Genomic DNA, 16,736 nt, shown 5'->3' on the forward strand with positions numbered 1-16,736 from the left:
GTCTCGCGTCTGTGCCAGCGAGAGGCGAGGGACGTCGTCGTCGCCGGACCGAGCGCCGTCGTCTCGTCGCAGGGAGACCGAGATACCGAGTTCCGGCCGAGGTACCGAGGATGCATCGGTATCTCGGCCGGAACTCGGTATCTCGCGACCCCGGGGCCCCACAGCGTCGTCAGCGGCGCAGGCGGTGGAACGTCGGGCAGTCGAACGGGTCGCGTGCGCTCAGCCCGACCTCGTTCAGGTGCCGCACGACGATCCCGTACGACTCGCGCAGGCTCGTCTCGGTGTAGGGCACGCCGACGTCGGCGCAGTGCTGACGGACGAGCCTCCGGGCGGCGATCAGGTGGGGGCGCGGCATGCTCGGGAACAGGTGGTGCTCGACCTGCGAGCCGAGGCCGCCCATGAGGAGGTTGACCCCCCAGCCGCCGCGGATGTTCCGGGACGTCAGCACCTGCTTGGACAGGAAGTCGACGCGCGAGGTGGGGGAGAGGATCGTCATGCCCTTGTGGTTCGGCGCGAACGACGCACCCATGTAGACGCCGAGGACGGCGCCCCACACGGCGAGGAACGCGAGCCCGAGACCGAGCGGCATCGCCCACAGGACGAACGCGACGCCGGCGACGAGCCGCAGCACGAGGGTGACGAGCTCGCCGCGCCCCGACCCTTCGCGCACGCGGGCGGCCGTCGAGCGGAGCGACGTGACGTGCAGGTTGACCCCCTCGAGCGTGAGGAGCGGGAAGAACAGCCAGCCCTGGTACCGGTTGATCAGGGCCTTGACCCCGCGGGCCCGGGCGGCGTGCTCGGGGAGGAACGAGACGACGCCCTCGGCGATGTCCGGGTCGGCGTCCACCTTGTTGGGGTTGGCGTGGTGGCGGGAGTGCTTCACGGTCCACCACGAGTAGCTGATGCCGACGACGGCGTTGGCGAGCACGCGTCCCAGCCGGTCGTTCGCAGGCCCCGAGCTGAAGACCTGCCGGTGGGCCGCCTCGTGCGCGACGAACGCGAGCTGCGTCATGACGACGCCCAGCGCGGCCGCGAGGGCGAGCTGCCACCACGACGACCCGAGCGCGACGACGCCGGCGACGATCGCGGCGAGCGCAACGCCGAGCACGGCGAGGAGGGTCACGTAGAAGCCGGTCGTGCGGGCGAGGAGCCCGCGCTCGCGGACGGTCCGGGAGAGCTCGGTGAACGAGCTGGTCACACGGTTGGGACGGTCGGGGGCTGCGGTGGTCGTCGTCACGCCCTCGACGCTAGGAAGCCCGGTCCGCGGCGTCTGTGGTGCTCTCCGCCGACCCGGGTGGGGCTGTCCCCCGCACGCCGCGGGGGAGCCCCGCCGTCGGGCACGCTCCGGACGCACGAAGGCCCCCGCCCGGTGGACGGGGGCCTTCGCCTGGAACAGCTCGCGACGCACACCACGTCGCGGTCGAGGTCGGGGGAGCGCTCAGCGTGCTCCGTGCTCGGCGAGGAGCCGGTCGGTCTCGTCCTGGACGGACGTCGCGACGTCCGCGTAGGCGGCGGCGTGCTCCCGCGCGTGGTGCGCGCAGAACAGCAGCTCGCCGCTGGCGAGGACCACACGGACGTACGCCTGGGCGCCACAGCGGTCGCAGCGGTCGGCAGCGGTCAGGGTCTCGGTCGTCGTGCTCACGAGAACATGTAACCATCGCGCGGCTCAGGACATGCCTCGAACGGGCCCGGGAGGGCCCTCGTTCGCTCCGCGCGTAGCGCTCGCCGCCCGGCCGTGGCCGCTCCGTGCGAGCCGCGGCACGCCTCGCGGGGTTTGTCCCCGTCACGGCCTACCCTTGTCCCCGTGACGACCACCTCCGCCGAGTCCAGCTACACCGCACGGCACCTGTCCGTCCTCGAGGGTCTCGAGGCGGTGCGCAAGCGCCCCGGCATGTACATCGGGACCACGGACTCGCGCGGTCTCATGCACTGCCTGTGGGAGATCATCGACAACTCGGTCGACGAGGCGCTCGGCGGCCACTGCACCCACATCCGGGTCGTGCTCCACGCGGACGCGTCGGTCACGGTCGAGGACGACGGCCGCGGCATCCCCGTGGACATCGAGCCGAAGACGGGCCTGACGGGCGTCGAGGTCGTCTACACCAAGCTGCACGCGGGCGGGAAGTTCGGTGGCGGGTCGTACACGGCGTCGGGCGGTCTGCACGGGGTGGGCGCGTCGGTGGTGAACGCGCTGTCGTCGCGCCTCGACGTCGAGGTCGACCGCGGCGGCAAGACGTACCGCATGACCTTCCACCGCGGCGAGCCGGGCACGTTCGCCGACCCGAAGACGGGCCCGTCGCCCGAGAGCCCGTTCACGCCGTTCGTGTCGCGCTCCGAGCTCGCCGTCGTGGGCAAGGTCGCCCGCGGCCGGACGGGAACGCGCGTGCGCTACTGGGCGGACCGCCAGATCTTCCCGAAGTCGGCCGTCTTCTCCTACGACGAGCTCGTGACCCGTGTGCGCCAGACGACGTTCCTCGTCCCGGGCCTCGAGATCACGGTCCGCGACGAGCGGGGCCTCGCGGGAACGCCGGGCGAGTCGGGTCCGCACGAGGAGACGTTCGTCCACACGGGCGGCTCGGTCGACTTCGTCGACTACCTCGCCCCCGACACCCCGGTCACCGCGACGTGGCGGCTCGAGGGCTCGGGCTCGTTCACCGAGACCGTCCCCGTGCTCGACGAGCGCGGCCACATGACCCCGCAGGCGGTCGAGCGCGAGTGCGAGGTCGACGTCGCGCTGCGCTGGGGCACGGGCTACGAGACCGAGCTGCGCACCTTCGTCAACATCATCTCGACGCCCAAGGGCGGCACCCACCAGGCCGGGTTCGAACAGGGCCTGCTCAAGGTCGTGCGCAAGGCGGTCGAGACGAACGCCCGCCGCCTCAAGGTCAGCACCCGCGACTCGAGCGAGAAGATCGAGAAGGACGACGTCCTCGCGGGCATGACCGCCGTCGTCACCGTGCGCCTCGCGGAGCCGCAGTTCGAGGGCCAGACCAAGGAGGTCCTGGGCACGGGCCCGGTGCGGGCGATCGTGGCGCGCGTCGTCGAGAAGCAGCTCACGGCGCTGTTCGGGTCGACCAAGCGCGACGACAAGGCACAGACCTCGCTCCTCCTCGACAAGGTCGTCTCCGAGATGCGGGCGCGCGTGAGCGCGCGCAAGCAGAAGGAGATCTCCCGCCGCAAGAACGCGCTCGAGACGTCGTCGCTCCCGTCCAAGCTCGCGGACTGCCGCACGGACGACGTCGAGCGGTCCGAGCTGTTCATCGTCGAGGGCGACAGCGCGCTCGGCACGGCGCGGCTCGCGCGCAGCTCGGAGTTCCAGGCGCTCCTGCCGATCCGCGGGAAGATCCTCAACGTCCAGAAGGCCTCGATCTCCGACATGCTCCGCAACGCCGAGTGCGCGGCGATCATCCAGGTGCTCGGCGCCGGGTCGGGGCGGTCGTTCGACCTCGAGGCCGCGCGCTACGGGAAGATCGTCATGATGACGGACGCAGACGTCGACGGCGCCCACATCCGCACCCTGCTGCTGACGCTGTTCTTCCGGTACATGCGCCCGCTCGTCGACGCGGGGCGGATCTACGCGGCCGTGCCGCCGCTCCACCGCGTCGAGGTCATCGGCGCGGGCTCGCGCAAGAACGAGTACATCTACACGTACTCGGAGGCCGAGCTGCAGGCGACGCTCAAGAAGCTCGACAAGGCCGGGCGTCGCTACAAGGACGACATCCAGCGGTACAAGGGCCTCGGCGAGATGGACGCCGACCAGCTCGCGGAGACCACGATGGACCCGCGCCACCGCACGCTGCGCCGCGTCACCGCGGCCGACGCGGAGGCCGCGGAGCGCGTGTTCGAGCTGCTCATGGGTTCCGAGGTCGCACCGCGCAAGGACTTCATCGTGGCCGGCGCGGCGAACCTCGACCGAGACCGTATCGACGCCTGACGACTTCGGGCCGCCCCGGGCCGCGGCGCGGTCAGCGGCGCCGGGTCACCGGTGCGCCGGCGCGCAGGGCGCGCGGGACCTCGGCGACGTCGTCGACGGCGGCGCTCAGGCGTTCGAGGTCGGCGGCACCCGCGGGGGAGTCGACCGCGACCTCGTAGGTCACGCCGGTGGAGCGCCAGTCGTCGTCGAAGCCGCCGTCCGCCTCGACGACGACGCCGTGGACCGCGACGCCGAGCCGCTGCCCCTCACGGAACGTGTCGTTGAGGACGCACAGGGCCACGGCGAGGTGGAGCACCTGGGCCCCGTTCGACGCGGGCGCCGCGAGGACGCCCGCCTCGGTCCACGGGTGCTCGAGCGTGACGCCCGAGCCGGAGCGGAGGGTGCCCGCGCTGGCGCGGACCCCGAACGGCGACAGGTCCATGGCACGAGTGTGCGCCGGTCCGCGCACGTCCGCGTCCGGTGCGCGGACGAGGCGGTGTCACGGACCGGACGAGTCCTTAGGATGACGGCATGACCCTGCACCTCCCGTCCTCCTCGCGCGCCCGCACGCGACCCGCCCGACGACGCCTGCTCGCCGCCGCGGTGCCCGTCGCCCTCGCCGCGGGGCTGCTCGGCGGGTGCGCCTCGACGTCGACGCCGTCGGACCAGCCGGCGACCGGGACGCAGACGCCCTCGCCGTGGCCCTCGGACGTCACGCCCAGCGCGACGCCCACCGACACGTTCACGCGCGACGCGGACGGCAAGGTCACCGGCATCTCGTACCCTGGCGAGGACGGCGAGACGGCGCTCGACCTGCTGCTGGGCGTCGACCCGACCGCGAAGGTGCAGGGCAAGGGCGCGAACGCGTTCGTCGTCGGGATCGGCGGCCGGACCGCGGACGACGCGAAGCACGAGTTCTGGTCGCTCGAGGTGGACGGCAAGCAGGCGAAGGTGGGCGCGGGAACGCTCAAGACGAAGGACGGGGAGACCATCACGTGGACGCTCGCGACGTACTGAGCCGCCTGTCCTGGCGCGACCTGGCCCACCGGTGGTGGCGGGTCGCCGTCGTCGTCGCGCTCCTCGCGCTGGCCGTCGTGTGGCGGCTCGTCAAGGACGGCCTGGGCGCCCCGCCGAACCTCGAGCTCGCGACCGCGGCGACCTTCGCGGGCGCGCTGCTGCTCCGCAACCGTGGGGCCGTCGTCGTGCCGTTCGCCGTCGCGGTCGTGAGCGACCTCGCGCTCGGCAACACGTCGATCCTCGTGTTCACGTGGTCGGCGTGGGCCGTGATCGGGGTCGCCGCGGTGCTCCTGCCCCGCTTCTGCGGCGGGCGCCACGGCGGATGGAAGCGGTACGCGACCGCCCTCGGCTTCGGCCTGGGCTCGTCGCTGTGGTTCTTCGCGTGGACGAACTTCGGCGTGTGGCTCATGGGCGACGGCGCCTGGTACCCGCACACCGTGGGCGGGCTCGTCGACTGCTACGTCGCCGGGCTGCCTTTCATGCGGCCCATGCTCGTCGGCAACCTCGTGCTCGTCCCGCTCGCGGCGGGTGTCGTCACGCTCGTCGAGCGGCTGGAGCGCGCCGCGCAGCACGATACCGTCCCCGCGCGCTGAGCGGCGGACGCTGCGAGGACGGGCGGATCGACGACGGCGAACCGCTCTCGTTCCGGTTCGAGGCGATGGTTCCGGAAACCCTCACGTCGTTCCTGAGGTCGAGACTTCGGCACTGAACCCTGAGGTCGAGCCTGAGGGTTGGCGCGGGACGCGGCCCGGTCAGGACCGCAGGATCGTCTCCATCGCCTTGCCGCGGGCGAGCTCGTCGACGAGCTTGTCGAGGTAGCGGATCTTCTGCATCAGCGGGTCCTCGACGTCCTCGACCCGCACCCCGCAGACGACGCCCGTGATGAGCTTCGCGTCCGGGTTGAGGGTCGCGGCCGCGAAGAAGTCCTCGAACGTCGTGCCGTCGGCGAGGTGCTGCGCGAGCTCGGCGTCCGTGAAGCCCGTGAGCCAACGGATCACCTCGTCGAGCTCCGCCGCCCGGCGGCCCTTGCGCTCGACCTTGGCGACGTAGAGCGGGTAGACGTCTCCGACGCTCGTCGTGAAGATCTTCATGACCCCAGTCTCGCGCCGACCCCGGCGCGCGTAGGCCCCGGGCCCGGAACAGACTGAGGGATGGCCGATGAACGAGTGGAAGAGCCGTCGTCGCCGACCGAGCTGACCAAGCCGTCGTGGGTGTACGTCGCGAAACGGACGGTGCGGGAGTTCCAGGCGGACGGCGGGCAGGACCTGGCCGCGGCGCTGACGTTCTACGCGCTCCTGGCCGCGGCACCGGCGACCGTGGCGCTCGTGTCGTTGCTCGGGTTCGTGGGGGACCCGCAGAAGGCGATCGACGACACGCTCAACACGATCAAGGACTTCGCGCCGCCCCAGACGCTCGACCAGGTCGAGTCGTTCATCAAGCCGATCGCCGGGAGCACGGGGTCGGGCTGGGCGTTCGTCATCGGGCTGGTGCTGGCGCTGTGGTCGGCTTCGGGGTTCGTCGGCGCGTTCGGGCGCGCGATGAACCGCGTGTACGGGGTGCCGGAGGGGCGGCCCGTGTGGAAGCTGCGGCCGTGGCTGCTCGTCGTGACGGCGGTCGTGTTCGTCATCGTCGTGGCGATCATCGCGGCGATGGTGCTGTCAGGCTCGGTCGCGCACCAGGTCGGGGACCTCGTCGGGCTGTCGAGCACGGCCGTGACGGTGTGGAACGTCGTGAAGTGGCCCGTGATCGTCGTGCTCGCCGTCTTCCTCGTGGCGCTGCTGTACTGGGCGACCCCGAACGTGAAGCAGCCCAAGTTCCGCTGGATCAGCCCGGGCGCCGCAGTCGCGCTCGTCGTCGCCGCCATCGCGACGGTCGCCTTCGGCTTCTACGTGAGCCACGCGAGCAGCTACAACGCGACGTACGGGACGCTCGCCGGCCTGTTCATCCTCCTGCTGTGGATCTACATCCTCTGCATGGTGCTGATCCTCGGGGCCGAGCTCGACGCCGAGCTCGAGCGTGGCCGCGAGCTGCAGGCGGGCGTCGCCGCGGAGGAGGACATCCAGCTCCCGCTCCGGGACACCAAGGCCAGCGACAAGCAGGCGGCGAAGCACGCGAAGGACGTCGAGCAGGCGAGGGCGCTGCGCGCCACCAACGGCGAGACTCGCGACCCGGGCGAGGCTTCGGACGCCGCGGCGCGCCCGGTCACGGACGCCGGGGCCGACGCGCAGGCGGCGGGCGACGGACGCGCCGCGACGGGCACGCCCCCGCCCGACGACGATCGCGCCCGCTGACCCTCAGGGGACCAGCACGATCTTGCCGTGCGTGTGCCCCTGCTCGAGCTCACGGAACGCGTCCTGCACCCGGTCCAGCGGGTAGGTGCGCGCGACTGGCACCTCGAGGTCACCGCGAGCCGCGAGCCGCGCCAGCTCCCCGACGACGACGGCGCTCGCGGCCGCTCCCTCGCCCAGCGTCCGGGCGCCCACCCGCGCGGCCGCGGACCAGTCCCGGATGGTGTCGATCCGCTCGGGGTCCACGCCGAGCTCGACCGCGAGGTCGACGTACCCGTCGCCGACCGTGTCGATGAACGCGTCCACCCGGCCCCCGGTCGCCGCGCGCACCCGCTCGGCCACGCCGTCCCCGTACGCGACCGGGACGACACCGTGCGACTCCAGCCACGCGTGGTTCCCCAGGCTCGCCAGCCCGACGACCGTCGCCCCGCGCCGCTTCGCGAGCTGCACCGCGATCGACCCCACGCCGCCCGCCGCCCCCGCCACCACGACGGTGTCGCCCGGCCCGGCGTCGACCGCGAACACGGTCGCGTACGCCGTCGTGCCCGCCACGTACAGCGAGCCCGCGACCTCCCACGCGAGGCCGCGGGGGAGCGGCACCAGGTTCACGTCGTCGACCGCCACGTACTCCGCGTGGCTGGCCCGTGCGTGCGTGAAGCCCAGCACCTCGTCGCCGACCCGGAACCCGCGCGCCTGCGACCCGAGCTCCACCACGACGCCCGCCAGGTCGCTGCCCTGCCCCGACGGGAACGTCGCGGGCCAGCGGTCGTGCCGCAACCCCCGCCGGATCATCACCTCGCCCGGCTGGATCCCGGCCGCGCGGACCTCCACCAGCACCTGTCCCGGACCCAGGACCGGCCGCTCCACCTCCTCGACCCGCAGCACGTCGATCTCGCCGTACTCGTGCAGCCGCACCGCCCTCATGCCGTCCTCCGCTTCGTCGTGACCGGCTCGCGGGCCGGGCGCCCACCGGCGCACCACCGAGCCTGCCCCGCGCGGCTGGGCCGCGGAACGGACCGGGCTTCCTAGGGTCGCGGATCCCAGGGTCCGTCGCCCGGCGGTGGTATCACTGGCCCATGGGCATGCGCCGCGACGACCTCGCCGACTTCCTCCGCCGCTCCCGCGCGCGGCTCACGCCCGACGACGTCGGCCTCGCCCACGGACCCCGCCGACGCACGCCCGGCCTGCGCCGCGAGGAGGTCGCGGCGCTCGCGGACATGTCCGCCGACTACTACATGCGGCTCGAGCAGGCACGCAGCCCGCAGCCGTCGGTCCAGATCCTCGCGGCGCTCGCGCGCGCCCTCCGCCTCGACGACGACGAGCGCGACCACCTGTACCTCCTCGCGGGGCACCGGCCGCCCGAGGCGGCGCGCGCGGGCGACGACCTGCGACCGAGCCTGCTGTTCGTCCTCGACCGGCTCGACGGCGTGCCTGTCCAGGTGCTGTCCGACCTCGGCGACCTGCTCGCGCAGAACGACCTCGCGCAGGCGCTGTTCGGGTGCGTGTGCACCGTCGCGCCCGACGACCGCAACGTCCTGGTGCGGTGGTTCACCGGGCCGGGCGTGCGCGACCACTTCGTCCCCGAGGACCACGACGCGCGGTCCCGGCAGCTCGTCGCCGACCTGCGGGCCGCCGTCGCGCGGCGCGGGGACGACACCGAGGCGCGGGCGCTCGTCGCGCGGCTGGCCGGCGCGAGCCCCGAGTTCGCGGAGCTGTGGGATCGGCACGAGGTCGCGGTGCGCCGGTCCGGGCCGTACCGGTTTCTCCACCCCGAGCTGGGACGGATCGAGCTCGACTGTGAGGTCCTTGCGACGCCCGCCGCCGACCAGCGGCTGCTCGTGTTCACGCCGCCCACGGGCGAGACCGAGACCCTCGACGCGCTCGCCGTCCTCGGTCCGCAGCACCGGCACGACCCTGCGCCCGCGCGCTGACGGCGGCTCAGAGCGTGCGGTACATGACGTGCAGGCCCACGAGCCCGCGCGTCGGGTGCGCGAACGCCTCCGGGACGGTCGCGAGGATCTCGAACCCGAGCGACTGCCACAGTCGCACCGCCCGCTCGTTCGTCTCCACCACGGCGTTGAACTGCATCGCCCGGAAGCCGTCGGCGCGAGCGCCGTCGAGCACGGCCTTCGCGAGCGTGCGGCCCGTGCCGCGCCCTGCGCCGTCGGGCCCGACGACGAAGCTCGCGTTCGCGACGTGCGAGCCCGCGCCCGGGTGGTTGGGGAGGTATTTGGCGGTCCCGAGGATCGTGCCGGCGTCCTGGGGGCGCGCGCTCACCGCGACCAGGACCCGAGCGCCGGGCGCCTGGAGCCAGGCGCGGCAGGCGTCCTCTTCCGTGATGTCGCGGGGATAGGTGTACGTCTCGCCGGCCCGGAACGTCGGCTCGAGCGCCTTCCAGATGCCCGGCCAGTCGTCGGCCGTGGCTTCCCGGATCTCGACACCTGCTCCCATGGATCGACCCTATGTGGTGGCGCCCGGGTCGGACGCGACGTCTAGGGTCGGCGTCATGACGGAACCTCGCTCGTGGCAGTCCGAGACCGCGCGGCTCGGCAACGCCGAGCCCTCCGACCCGACCGGCTGGTTCGAGCGCCTGTGGGCGTCGGCGGCCGACGGCGACGTCACGACGCCGTGGGACCGCGACGACCCGCACCCGGCGCTCGCCACGTGGCCCGGTCTGCCGGAACCCGGCGAGGGCCGGGGCAGCGCCGTCGTCGTGGGGTGCGGACTCGGGGCGGACGCCGAGCTCCTGGCCGGCCTCGGCTACGAGGCGACGGCGTTCGACATCTCGCCCACCGCCGTGGCCGCCGCGCGCGAACGCCACCCGGGTTCCGCCGTGACGTACACGGTCGGGGACCTGCTCGACCTCCCGGCCGACTGGGTCGCCTCGTTCGACCTCGTCGTCGAGATCTTCACCGTCCAGGCGGTGAACCGCAGCGTCCGCGGCCAGCTCACGGCCGGCGTGCGGTCTCTCGTGGCGCCCGGCGGGACGCTGCTCGCCGTCCAGGCGATCGCGCTGCCCGGCGACGACGACGGCCCACCCTGGCCGCTGACCCGCGACGAGATCGAGGCGTTCGGCAGGCGGGGGTTGTCGGCTGTGCGGATCGAGGAGCTCGCCGGGTCCGGAGGCGGCGGGAACGGGCTCTGGCGCGCGGAGTTCCGGCGCGGCTGAGCACCGGGCGCCCGAGTCGGCTCAGCGCCAGCCGAGCGCCGGCGCGACGTGCGTGAGGATCGACTCGATGATGTGCGCGTTGTACTCGACGCCGAGCTGGTTGGGGACGGTGAGCAGGAGCGTGTCGGCGGCTTCGACGGCCTCGTCGCGGCGCAGGTCCTCGATCAGCGGCTCCGGCTCGTCCGCGTACGAGCGGCCGAACACCGATCGGGTGCTGTCGATGAAGCCGAACTGGTCCTCCGCGTCCCGGCTGCCGAGGAAGTAGCGGCGGTCCAGGTCGTTCGTGATCGCGAAGATCGACCGCGACACCGAGACGCGCGGCTCGAAGCCGTGGTCGTGCTGGGCCCACTCCTCGCGGAACGCCTCGATCTGCTTGCGCTGCTGCACGTGGAACGGCTCGCCGGACTCGTCGTCCTTGAGCGTCGACGACATGAGGTTCATGCCCTCACGCGCCGCCCAGCGGGCCGTCGCGTCCGAGCCCGCACCCCACCAGATCCGCTCGCGCAAGCCCTCCGAATACGGCTCGATGCGCAGCAGCCCAGGCGGGTTGGGGAACATCGGGCGCGGGTTCGGCTCCGCGAACTGCTCGCCCGTCAGCGCCTCGAGCGCGACGAGCGTGTGGCGCCGCGCCATGTCGGCCTGGCTCTCGCCGTCGGCGGGCTCGAAACCGAAGTAGCGCCAGCCGTCGACGACCTGCTCGGGTGACCCGCGCGAGATGCCGAGCTGGAGCCTGCCGCCCGCGATGAGATCCGCCGCGCCCGCGTCCTCGGCGAACGCGAGCGGGTTCGCGTACCGCATGTCGATCACGCCCGTGCCGATCTCGATCCGGCTCGTCCGGGCACCGACCGCCGCGAGCAGCGGGAACGGGGAGCCGAGCTGGCGCGCGAAGTGGTGGACGCGGAAGTACGCGCCGTCCGCCCCCAGCTCCTCCGCCGCGACCGCGAGGTCGATGCTCTGCAGGAGCGCGTCCGCCGCCGTCTGCGTCGCCGACGTCGGGTGCGGGGTCCAGTGGCCGAACGAGAGGAAGCCGATCTTCTTGGTCACGTCAGAGCGAACCGGATCGGGCGTGGCGGCTATTCCGGGGCGGTCGTCCGCGCGCCGCGCGGGATGCGCAGGGTGGCGACCTCGGGTAGCAAGAACGTCATGACGCCTTCCGACGAGTCCCCGGCCTCCACCCCTGCGGGGAGCGTCCCGGTACGAGGCAGCGGACGCGAACCCGCTCCCCGGGTGAGCGCGGCCCGTCCACCGGCCGACGCCGGGCGGGACATCGAGGCCACTCTCGTGCTGCGACGCCGCAACCCGCTTCCCGAGTCGGTGGTCCAGGGTGCCCCGCTGTCGCCCGAGGAGTTCACGGCGCGGTACGGCGCCGACCCGGCCGACGCCGCCCAGGTCGAGCGGGTGCTCGTGGAGCACGGGCTCCGGGTGCTCTCCACCGACCTCGATAGCCGCCGGGTGCGCGTGGCCGGAACCGTCGAGCAGCTGCAGAGCGTGTTCGGGACGACCCTCGAGTGGGCGGAGAGCACGGCACCCGACGGCAGTCGGTCCGAGCACTGGCACCGGGTCGGCGAGCTGTCCGTGCCGAGGCCGCTCGACGGCGTCGTCAGCGCCGTGCTCGGTCTCGACACCCGGCCACAGGCGCGCGCGAACTTTCGGGCGGTCGCGCCGCGGGCCGTGTCGAGCAGCTACACGCCGGTGCAGCTCGGTGAGGTCTACGACTTCCCGCCGGGCACCGACGGCAGCGGCCGCACGGTGGCGATCATCGAGCTCGGCGGCGGCTTCGAGCTCTCCGACCTCGAGACGTACTTCGCCGGGCTCGGCGTCGCCTCGCCGACGGTCACCGCCGTGAGCGTCGACGGAGCCCAGAACGAGCCGGGCGGCGACCCGGAAGGCGCCGACGGCGAGGTCGCGCTGGACATCGAGGTGGTCGGCGCCCTCGCGCCTGCCGCCGACATCCTCGTGTACTTCGCTCCCAACACCGACGCCGGCTTCGTGGACGCCGTCGCACAGGCCGCGCATGCCACCCCGACCCCGGACGCGATCAGCATCAGCTGGGGTCAGAGCGAGGACCAGTGGACGGCGCAGGCACGCCAGAGCATGGACGACGCGTTCGCCGACGCGGCGACGCTCGGCATCACGGTGACGGTCGCGGCCGGCGACGACGGATCGAGCGACCGGCAGAGCGACGACGCGCCGCACGTCGACTTCCCGGCATCGAGCCCGCACGTCCTCGCGTGCGGCGGCACCCGCCTCGAGGTCGACTCGTCGGGCGACGTCACGGCCGAGACGGTCTGGAACAACGGCGACGGGGAGGGGGCGACCGGGGGCGGGGTGAGCGACGTCTTCGCGCTGCCCGACTGGCAGGAGCCGGTCGACGTCGCGGGCGTCGCGGGCGGCCGTTCGGGCCGCGGGGTGCCGGACGTGGCTGCGGTCGCCGACCCCGAGACCGGCTACGTGGTGCGCGTCGACGGCACGGACACGGTGATCGGCGGCACCAGCGCGGTCGCTCCGCTGTGGGCGGCGCTGGTGTTGCGGCTCGTGCAGGCGACCGGCGCGCGCCTGGGCCTCGCGTCGCGGCTGCTCTACGCGCAGGCGACCGCGGGTGCTTCGCCCGCGGGCTTCCGCGACATCACGTCGGGCGGGAACGGCGCCTACGCCGCGGCGCCCGGGTGGGACGCCTGCACCGGGCTCGGCGTGCCCGAAGGCGAGGCGCTGCTCTCGGTGGTGAAGGGCGTGTCGTGAACGTGTCCTCCTGATGGTCACGGGGGCGGCGGCCTGCGCCTGCGACTCGCCGACCCGCCCGTTAGCGGCGCCTTCGTCAGAGCTCCTCGACGTGCTCGAAGGGCACGGTGAGGAACTTGGCGGATCCCGGGACCCTGAGGTGGTACCGGGTGTGGGCGACGCGCCGCACAGTTCCCACGGCTCCGCTCCAGCGTCCGGGGGCCGTGACACGCACTCGGCTGCCGACGACGGCGAGCTTCCTGCCTCGGTACGTCCACGTCAGGAGGAACCGGTCGTCGAACGTCGTGGCGCACCGGCTGCACGACCTGGCACCCGCCGGTCGTCGGTGGCGCGTGAGCGTGTGCCCTGCCGGGCACGTCCCGACCCAGCCGGGCTCGATCGTGGGCGCCTCGGGGGCGACCGTCCGGCGACCGCTCGAGCCGATCCTGCGGGCGATGGCCCGCCAGGTCGCGTCGTGACCGTGCCGGTGCCCCGCGAGGGCGTGGGCGATCTCGTGCAGCAACGTCTCCCGGATCTCGTCGGTCGCACCCTCCTCCGCGTACCGCCGCATGATCGGGCCCGACAGGCTGATGACCTTCCGGTCGAAGCGAGTGATGCCGGCACGCTGGACGGCCGCGTCGAAGCGGAAGCTCCAGTCGGTCAGGCCGTGGGCATCCATCGCGGCCCGCGCGTCGGCGCGGATCAGGTCGAGCGGGTCGGGCACGGTGGCACGGTAGCCGCCGGCACCCACGGGCATTAGTCCCACCAGAGCCTGAGCCACTGCGTCGGCTCGCCCGGGTCGGCGCCCGGCGGGAGCCACCGCGGCCCATCAGGGAGGACCTCGTCCGGCGGGAACTGCTGGTCGAGCCCGAGCTCCTCGCGGACGTACCGTTCCAGCGCTTCGCACTCGCACCAGCCGGGGTGGACGTACTTCTTGGCCTCGTCGTAGTCGTCGTCGCCGGGCCCGGGGCCTTAGAACGGGCTCGGCCCGACCGAGAGCTTGAATTCCCGCTGCGGCCGCACGTACACCGTGGAGGTCGCGGGATAGTCCTCGTCCGGCGTGAGGTAGCCGGCCGCGCAACGCACCTGGTCGGGGACGGTCTTCGGCTCGGCTCGCGTTAGCAGGGACGATGAAGCCTCCGTCGTCCCGCTCATCCGTCGCGTCGGACGTCGTGGTGAGCAGCCTGCCGTTCGTGCTGGTCGCGGGTTGGGCAGCCCCCGTCGAGGCGCCAGTTTCCCGGGTGCCAGGGTCGGCACGAGGTGGATGAACCCTGACCATGGGAAGCGTCGGACGGTTTCTCTGTTCCCCGCGACGCCTGCGGCAAGGCCTCTGACGAGGGTGAAATCGCCCCTGCCTGCGTTGAAAGTCCCTTCTCGTGGGGAAAGATCTGACGTCCGGGCGTGCAATGGGCAAGGTGGACGCCAGCGCCACGACCAGGGGACCGAAGGAACAGATCTGCGTATGACAGCCGCCACGCCCGTGATGTCGACGCGCGTGGAGCACCCACGCGCGCCCCGGTGGCCTGCGCTGGTGGCCGCCTCGTGCGCGGTCGTGGCGGTGGTCACGGCGATCGTCGCGCTCGCCGCGGACGAGCACGCGGTCGTGATCGCGGCGACCGTGACCGGGTACGCGCTGGGCGCGCTCGGCGTCGGCGTCTTCGCGAACGTCTACCGCGCCAAGGCGAACCGGGCGCGGCAGCACCCCGAGTTCCGACCGACGCCGATGTGGCCGCGCCTCGTCAGGGCGGCACTGGTCGCGGGGGTGGTCGCAGGCCTGGTCGACGCCTTCCTGCTGGCCACGGAGCTCGCCAAGTGAGCCGGACGAACCGCATGCTGCGGAAGCGGGTCGTGGCGCTGGCCCTTTTCGTCTTGACGGTCGTCGTGTCCGGCCTGGCCACGGTCGCCGTCGCGAACCCGCTCGCCGCCGGGGCGCGCGGCGCCGCGGCCGAGAGGTCGGCCTCGGGCACGCTCAGCGCGACGGGAGCGCGCAGCTTTGCCGATCTGTCCTCCTGCCTGTCGAGCGCGGACCACTTCCTGGCGTCGGTGGTGGTCGACGAGTCCGGCAGCCTGCAGCAGACGGACCCTGACAACGACCGCGTCGGGGCGATCCAGGCCGCGCTCTCGTCGCTCGCGAGCCTGCAGACCAGCGCGGGCACCCAGCTCGAAGTCGAGGCCGACCTCGGCGTGTTCGGGAGCGACTACACCCAGCTCGTCGGCTGGGGACCGGTGAACGGCGACCACGGCGGCGCGCTCGACCGGGCGGTGACCCAGCAGATCCCCTCGCGCAACCAGGCCGCGTACACGGACTACCGCGCGGCTCTGCAGGGAGCCGAGCAGTCGATCGACGCGCGCGCAGGCGAGCTCGACGGCACCACCTGCAGCGCCATCCTGTGGTTCACCGACGGCCGCCTCGACCTCGACGAGAACGGCGAGGGGCCCAAGACGCAGGACGCGCGCATCCAGCTCTGCCAGCAGCAGGGCATCGTCGACGGCATCCGGGCCGACGGCACGACGATCATCGCGATGGCTCTGTTCGGCGGGAAGTCCTCGGGCGTCACAGCTAACGACCGCGCGCGGCTGAAGGCCATCGCCGAAGGTCGTGGCGGCGGCCAGACGTGCGGCACCGTGCCGATCCCGGCCACCTCACAGGGCGGGGCATACCTGCGCGCCGACCAGCCCGACGCGCTGCGCGCCTCGCGAAGCTCATCTGCGTGACCGCCTGGAACCCGCGGGCACGCCGTGGCTCGAGCGCGACGGTCGCCATGAGGTCCGCGCCGATCAGCCCTCGTGCCACTCGTAGTCCGCCTGCCAGGTGGGCGGGAGGTCGTCGGCTTCAGCCCAGCGAGTCTGGCCTGGGGTCAGATGGATGCCCGGCGCGATGGACCAGTCGGAGAGATCCAGGTCAAGGCCGGGGCTGGTCTCGACGTCGGCGGGCGTGAGCCAGGTGCAGTCGCCGCTGTCGCAGTAGAGCACGACCACACCTTCGGCCGAGACGAGCGGTCGAACCAGGCCCTGGTCGAAGTTCGGGCACTCTTGAAGCCACATCAAGACCTCACATGGGGATTCCGGCGACGGGGAACGAGGTGATGACACTATCGCCCTGCGTCACGAGGCGAATGACACCAACGGCGGGGTTACCGGCGGCCGCGCCTACCTGTCCGCCGATGAACCCGACCGGGCGACCCATGTTGACGTGGTAGACGGTCTTGTTGCCCTGCTGAACTGCGAAGCCCCGACCACTCTTGACGGCATCCCACGCTTCGTCGGTCAGTGAGATGGCGTCGCCGTCGAACACCCCGTGCATGGGCCGCGCGGGAATGTCGTTCGCATGGTTGAGCACGTGATCGACGCGGGTGGCGAAGTTCGGGCTCGGGTCGTGGCCGTAGCGCAAGCCGGAGTGCGACAGGAACGTGCCGTCCGGCTGCGCTGTGAGCCGTGGATGAGCGCCGTGTCCGGCGGCGTTGTGGACGAGGACGGGGACGTCGCCTGCCAGGACGTAGTACGTGTGGTGGGTGTGGACGTGGATGTTGTACACGGTGACCGCGTCGGTCTCGTCGACGGTCTCGGTCCGGACGCCGTCCAGGACCACGGTGGCGTCGGGGGTGGTGAGCAGGTCCCCGGGGCGCAGGTC

General features: G+C 72.8%; 19 protein-coding genes. 9 read left to right on the forward strand and 10 right to left on the reverse strand.

Translation table 11 applies throughout. The features are described 5' to 3' along the window. Nucleotides 1-169 precede the first annotated feature (169 nt). Nucleotides 170-1,237: a fatty acid desaturase family protein gene (locus ACFT5B_RS18935; RefSeq protein WP_386800737.1), complete on the reverse strand. Its 1,068-nt coding sequence runs from the start codon at nt 1,235-1,237 to the stop codon at nt 170-172. A gap of 201 nt (nt 1,238-1,438) precedes the next feature. Beyond that, on the reverse strand, nt 1,439-1,642 hold the full coding sequence (locus ACFT5B_RS18940; RefSeq protein WP_386800738.1) for a hypothetical protein: 204 nt from the start codon (nt 1,640-1,642) through the stop codon (nt 1,439-1,441). Between the two features lie 162 nt (nt 1,643-1,804). Between ACFT5B_RS18940 and ACFT5B_RS18945 the strand changes: the two genes are divergently transcribed. Next, complete coding sequence (locus tag ACFT5B_RS18945; RefSeq protein WP_386800739.1) at nt 1,805-3,934, forward strand: type IIA DNA topoisomerase subunit B; 2,130 nt, start codon at nt 1,805-1,807, stop codon at nt 3,932-3,934. 31 nt (nt 3,935-3,965) lie between these two features. Here the strand turns inward: ACFT5B_RS18945 and ACFT5B_RS18950 are convergent, their stop codons facing one another. After that, nucleotides 3,966-4,355, reverse strand: coding sequence for an OsmC family peroxiredoxin (locus tag ACFT5B_RS18950; RefSeq protein ID WP_386800740.1), 390 nt, complete (start codon nt 4,353-4,355; stop codon nt 3,966-3,968). Between the two features lie 89 nt (nt 4,356-4,444). On the opposite strand from ACFT5B_RS18950, the gene ACFT5B_RS18955 reads away from it, so the two are divergent. Together ACFT5B_RS18955 and ACFT5B_RS18960 are read left to right on the forward strand one after the other, a co-directional pair. Beyond that, the gene (locus ACFT5B_RS18955; protein WP_386800741.1) at nt 4,445-4,930 is read left to right on the forward strand and encodes a DUF4430 domain-containing protein; all 486 of its coding nucleotides are present in this window, start codon (nt 4,445-4,447) and stop codon (nt 4,928-4,930) included. Further along, nucleotides 4,909-5,523, forward strand: coding sequence for a DUF6580 family putative transport protein (locus ACFT5B_RS18960; protein WP_386800742.1), 615 nt, complete (start codon nt 4,909-4,911; stop codon nt 5,521-5,523). The genes ACFT5B_RS18955 and ACFT5B_RS18960 overlap by 22 nt, the downstream gene beginning before the upstream one ends. A gap of 159 nt (nt 5,524-5,682) precedes the next feature. Here the strand turns inward: ACFT5B_RS18960 and ACFT5B_RS18965 are convergent, their stop codons facing one another. Further along, nucleotides 5,683-6,021, reverse strand: coding sequence for a DUF2200 domain-containing protein (locus tag ACFT5B_RS18965; RefSeq protein ID WP_386800743.1), 339 nt, complete (start codon nt 6,019-6,021; stop codon nt 5,683-5,685). A 60-nt stretch (nt 6,022-6,081) separates the two neighbouring features. On the opposite strand from ACFT5B_RS18965, the gene ACFT5B_RS18970 reads away from it, so the two are divergent. Next, nucleotides 6,082-7,221 carry a YihY/virulence factor BrkB family protein gene (locus ACFT5B_RS18970; RefSeq protein ID WP_386800744.1) on the forward strand — a complete coding sequence of 380 codons (1,140 nt, stop codon included), beginning with the start codon at nt 6,082-6,084 and terminating at the stop codon, nt 7,219-7,221. A gap of 3 nt (nt 7,222-7,224) precedes the next feature. On the opposite strand, the gene ACFT5B_RS18975 is transcribed toward ACFT5B_RS18970, so the two are convergent. Next, nucleotides 7,225-8,142 carry an NADP-dependent oxidoreductase gene (locus tag ACFT5B_RS18975; RefSeq protein ID WP_386800745.1) on the reverse strand — a complete coding sequence of 306 codons (918 nt, stop codon included), beginning with the start codon at nt 8,140-8,142 and terminating at the stop codon, nt 7,225-7,227. A gap of 152 nt (nt 8,143-8,294) precedes the next feature. On the opposite strand from ACFT5B_RS18975, the gene ACFT5B_RS18980 reads away from it, so the two are divergent. Beyond that, nucleotides 8,295-9,149 carry a helix-turn-helix domain-containing protein gene (locus tag ACFT5B_RS18980; RefSeq protein ID WP_386800746.1) on the forward strand — a complete coding sequence of 285 codons (855 nt, stop codon included), beginning with the start codon at nt 8,295-8,297 and terminating at the stop codon, nt 9,147-9,149. A 7-nt stretch (nt 9,150-9,156) separates the two neighbouring features. On the opposite strand, the gene ACFT5B_RS18985 is transcribed toward ACFT5B_RS18980, so the two are convergent. Next, complete coding sequence (locus ACFT5B_RS18985; RefSeq protein WP_386800747.1) at nt 9,157-9,669, reverse strand: GNAT family N-acetyltransferase; 513 nt, start codon at nt 9,667-9,669, stop codon at nt 9,157-9,159. 55 nt (nt 9,670-9,724) lie between these two features. On the opposite strand from ACFT5B_RS18985, the gene ACFT5B_RS18990 reads away from it, so the two are divergent. Further along, nucleotides 9,725-10,387 (forward strand): class I SAM-dependent methyltransferase, encoded by a 663-nt coding sequence (locus tag ACFT5B_RS18990; protein ID WP_386800748.1) that lies wholly within the window; start codon nt 9,725-9,727, stop codon nt 10,385-10,387. A 21-nt stretch (nt 10,388-10,408) separates the two neighbouring features. On the opposite strand, the gene ACFT5B_RS18995 is transcribed toward ACFT5B_RS18990, so the two are convergent. Then, nucleotides 10,409-11,431: an LLM class flavin-dependent oxidoreductase gene (locus ACFT5B_RS18995; protein ID WP_386800749.1), complete on the reverse strand. Its 1,023-nt coding sequence runs from the start codon at nt 11,429-11,431 to the stop codon at nt 10,409-10,411. Between the two features lie 183 nt (nt 11,432-11,614). On the opposite strand from ACFT5B_RS18995, the gene ACFT5B_RS19000 reads away from it, so the two are divergent. Next, the gene (locus ACFT5B_RS19000) at nt 11,615-13,126 is read left to right on the forward strand and encodes a protease pro-enzyme activation domain-containing protein (protein ID WP_386800750.1); all 1,512 of its coding nucleotides are present in this window, start codon (nt 11,615-11,617) and stop codon (nt 13,124-13,126) included. 76 nt (nt 13,127-13,202) lie between these two features. Here the strand turns inward: ACFT5B_RS19000 and ACFT5B_RS19005 are convergent, their stop codons facing one another. After that, nucleotides 13,203-13,829: a SprT-like domain-containing protein gene (locus tag ACFT5B_RS19005; protein ID WP_386800751.1), complete on the reverse strand. Its 627-nt coding sequence runs from the start codon at nt 13,827-13,829 to the stop codon at nt 13,203-13,205. Nucleotides 13,830-14,567: 738 nt separating this feature from the next. On the opposite strand from ACFT5B_RS19005, the gene ACFT5B_RS19010 reads away from it, so the two are divergent. Next, on the forward strand, nt 14,568-14,921 hold the full coding sequence (locus ACFT5B_RS19010; RefSeq protein ID WP_386800752.1) for a hypothetical protein: 354 nt from the start codon (nt 14,568-14,570) through the stop codon (nt 14,919-14,921). A gap of 14 nt (nt 14,922-14,935) precedes the next feature. Continuing rightward, on the forward strand, nt 14,936-15,820 hold the full coding sequence (locus ACFT5B_RS19015; protein WP_386800753.1) for a VWA domain-containing protein: 885 nt from the start codon (nt 14,936-14,938) through the stop codon (nt 15,818-15,820). A 63-nt stretch (nt 15,821-15,883) separates the two neighbouring features. Here the strand turns inward: ACFT5B_RS19015 and ACFT5B_RS19020 are convergent, their stop codons facing one another. Next, entirely contained in the window at nt 15,884-16,150 is a 267-nt protein-coding gene (locus ACFT5B_RS19020) for a hypothetical protein (RefSeq protein WP_386800754.1), read from the reverse strand. A gap of 7 nt (nt 16,151-16,157) precedes the next feature. Beyond that, nucleotides 16,158-16,736 (reverse strand): hypothetical protein (locus ACFT5B_RS19025; RefSeq protein ID WP_386800755.1); only part of this gene is annotated, 579 nt, incomplete at its 5' end.

The organism is Luteimicrobium sp. NPDC057192, assembly GCF_042670205.1.
Lineage (GTDB): Bacteria > Actinomycetota > Actinomycetes > Actinomycetales > Cellulomonadaceae > Luteimicrobium.